Source organism: Alicyclobacillus fructus (genome assembly GCF_017329605.1).
Lineage (GTDB): Bacteria > Bacillota > Bacilli > Alicyclobacillales > Alicyclobacillaceae > Alicyclobacillus > Alicyclobacillus fructus.
Genome location: NZ_JAFMTY010000054.1, coordinates 1 through 2,618, shown reverse-complemented (window position 1 = coordinate 2,618; position 2,618 = coordinate 1). Strand labels below are relative to the sequence as shown.

3 protein-coding genes are annotated in these 2,618 nt (G+C 50.7%); all 3 read right to left on the bottom strand.

Features of this window, described 5'->3' with window-relative positions:
- Window positions 1-152 precede the first annotated feature (152 nt).
- The 3 genes from J3481_RS14235 to J3481_RS14225 are packed head-to-tail and all read right to left on the bottom strand — an operon-like array spanning window position 153 to window position 2,546.
- Window positions 153-629 (bottom strand): very short patch repair endonuclease, encoded by a 477-nt coding sequence (locus J3481_RS14235; RefSeq protein ID WP_081442661.1) that lies wholly within the window; start codon window positions 627-629, stop codon window positions 153-155.
- Between the two features lie 26 nt (window positions 630-655).
- Window positions 656-1,279, bottom strand: coding sequence for an Eco29kI family restriction endonuclease (locus J3481_RS14230; RefSeq protein WP_012810508.1), 624 nt, complete (start codon window positions 1,277-1,279; stop codon window positions 656-658).
- Window positions 1,260-2,546 carry a DNA cytosine methyltransferase gene (locus tag J3481_RS14225; RefSeq protein WP_236011753.1) on the bottom strand — a complete coding sequence of 429 codons (1,287 nt, stop codon included), beginning with the start codon at window positions 2,544-2,546 and terminating at the stop codon, window positions 1,260-1,262. Before J3481_RS14225 ends, J3481_RS14230 begins: the two co-directional genes overlap by 20 nt.
- Between the last annotated feature and the right edge of the window lie 72 nt (window positions 2,547-2,618).

The following is a 2,618-nucleotide window of genomic DNA, read 5'->3' as shown; positions in this document are numbered from 1 at the left end:
ACGCGCTTTCGGAAGCGACGTCGTCATAAGATTCCTGCGAACCATGCCTATGCACAAATCCGCGTCGCTATTCTGCACTTTTGACTTGCGCAAAACAGCAAAGGTAGAGAACATCTAAAATATCAGGGAAACTCGCAACGTCACCGTACGCTTTACTCGCCAACGTCCGCTTCGAATTGAACGCCACCATTTTCAATGGTCGATCTTCCGTTGTTCGACCTCAGAGTTTGGATTCGCCCGACGATCGCGTCGACGACACGTTCCAAATTGTCGCGTATTTCGTGTTCCCAAATGTGCAAAACGTCCCACCCCATTGTTTGGTACTGGTTGAGCACCTTTTTGTCTCGTTCCATGTTGCGCTTTATTTTATTACGCCAAAACTCGATGTTGCTTTTTGGGATCCTTCCGTGTTTAGAACATCTGTCCCAGAAACAAGAATCAATAAAGATATCCAATTTCACCCTCTTTATTGCAATGTACGGTTTTCCGGGAAGATCTTTCGCATTGACACGGAATCGAACGCCCTTGGCCCATTCCGCTCGACGCACCATCAACTCGAGCGACGTGTCTTTCGCTCGAACTGCCCGCATAATTTCGCTTCGATGTTGGCGTGAAACATTGTCGGTCATGGCGAGCACCCATGTCAACGGACCCTTTATCGGCGCGTATCCGGTTGCCAGTTTCTCAAAAACTCTTCAACGGCTTGAACTATCTTCTCGAGGCTTTCGGCGTTCGGTGTTAACCTGTCGGCCCAAACTCTCCCAGGATGTACGGTATCCCACCTCGAACGCTGTTGCGAATATCTTCCGCTCCCAGGATCGTGGTTCCCGAACCCATCGAGAACTTGATTCCATACCGGCGAAAAGCGTTGAATCAAAAGTGATTCTCCTAGCGGTATCCAAATGTCGTCTACCACGAGGTATCTGCAATAAAAGCCTTCAATATCGAGGTTACGCGCTTGCTTTATTGACTCGGCGTGTTCGCATAGCCGTCTATATAGGACTTGGCCGGGAGGAATGTCCAGTCCGAAACCGCCTTTTCTCGCACCAGGGGGGACCGCTTTACCCACGTATATCGGAGCTTCAAAACGTCCGTTTCGGTTACGCTCCGCGATTTTTTGATACAGAGAAAAGTCCCCGGTGTAGTAGATGGCGTAGATACCCGCCCCCTCGAACGGTTCGGGAGGCGGCAACTTCGAGATAGGACGTTCCAAAAGCGCATCGCTGACGCTGATGGCGAGATTCCTTTTTTCAAGCGGATTATACGGCTTTTCCTGCATCAGCGACACTCCATTCAAGACGTGTTCTGATGTCTTTAGTGATGAAATGAGCCAACCGTACCGGAACTGCGTTCCCCAATTGGCGCATGCTCTCCGTCCAAGACCCGCTAAACACGTACTCGTCCGGGAACGTCTGCAAGCGCGCGCTCTCCCGCACCGTGAAATAACGTACGGTGCCATCCGGTTTCACAAGCATGTTCTCTCCGCCGGGAACGCCGTGATCCCCGGCTTTTAGGGTTTTCGCAGGCTCATCGAGCGGACTTCCGGTGTGTCCCGGATAAACTCGGGCTCCGGGATTAAAACGATGGTTGGGTACGCCGCAGTCTTGTTCGCTTTCCGGATCGGGAAGACCGGAAATGGCGTCGCGCACAGTAACCCACGGAGCGCCCTGTATTAGTCTTAGTCCCATCCGAAGACTTTCGATTCTCTTTTTGAGTTTGTCGGGAATGTCAGGACGATGTTTTTTCGCAACCCGGTGCCGTTCCCAATATTCCCCCGTAACCCATTGATCGTAAAGAAGGGCGTCGAAAGAATGCGTTGGATTGGGAAACGACCATTCGATGTTCAAATCACTTCGGAAGCCGACAATAAACACCCGTTCCCTTTTTTGAGGTACACCGTAATCCGCAGCGTTAAGCAAGCGGAACACCACACGATAAGAAAGGCCGTGGTAGCGACCTTTGGTGTGTTGCTGTTCCAAACGAGACAAGTGATCCGTCCAATCCTCGTTTTCCTTAGGAACGATTTCGGGATAACAGATTTGAAGAAGTATGTACTCGAAGTATTTCGCGAAGGACTCCCGCAGTAATCCTTTCACGTTTTCGATCAAGACGACCTTCGGCTGGATCTCCCTGACCGCCCTAATCATTTCGGGGAACATATTCCGGTGATCCTCGCGTCCACGATGTTTGCCTCCCAATGAAAACGGCTGACATGGGGGGCCTCCTGCGAGAAGTTCAATACCGCGATATTGAGTGAAATCGACACTTCGCACGTCAAGTTGATAAATCGGCCAATCTCGGACCGGCCCCACGTTTCTTTCCTTATTGAAACGTATGGTGTCGCACGCGTATCGATCCCATTCGTATAATCCCACGTGCCGAAACCCGGCGTTTGATATCCCCATCGCAAGACCGCCGGCTCCAACGAACAGTTCAACCGACCTCATGCGAACACTCCTCTCTCCGGAGTATGAGTTCTTCAAATCATGACGATTTCCTTCAAAACCAACAAGCTGTTTACGAAACAAAACCGTCTCGATCGCCATCCACCTTGTCCACATGGTCAACATTCGTCGAAACGCGTAATGACGCAACTAGAGAATTAAAATCCTTTTCCA

Coding starts and splice junctions, on each gene's coding strand:
- J3481_RS14225 (WP_236011753.1), bottom strand. CDS start 2,546: ATGGCGATCGAGACGGTTTTGTTTCGTAAACAGCTTGTTGGTTTTGAA.
- J3481_RS14235 (WP_081442661.1), bottom strand. CDS start 629: ATGACCGACAATGTTTCACGCCAACATCGAAGCGAAATTATGCGGGCA.
- J3481_RS14230 (WP_012810508.1), bottom strand. CDS start 1,279: ATGCAGGAAAAGCCGTATAATCCGCTTGAAAAAAGGAATCTCGCCATC.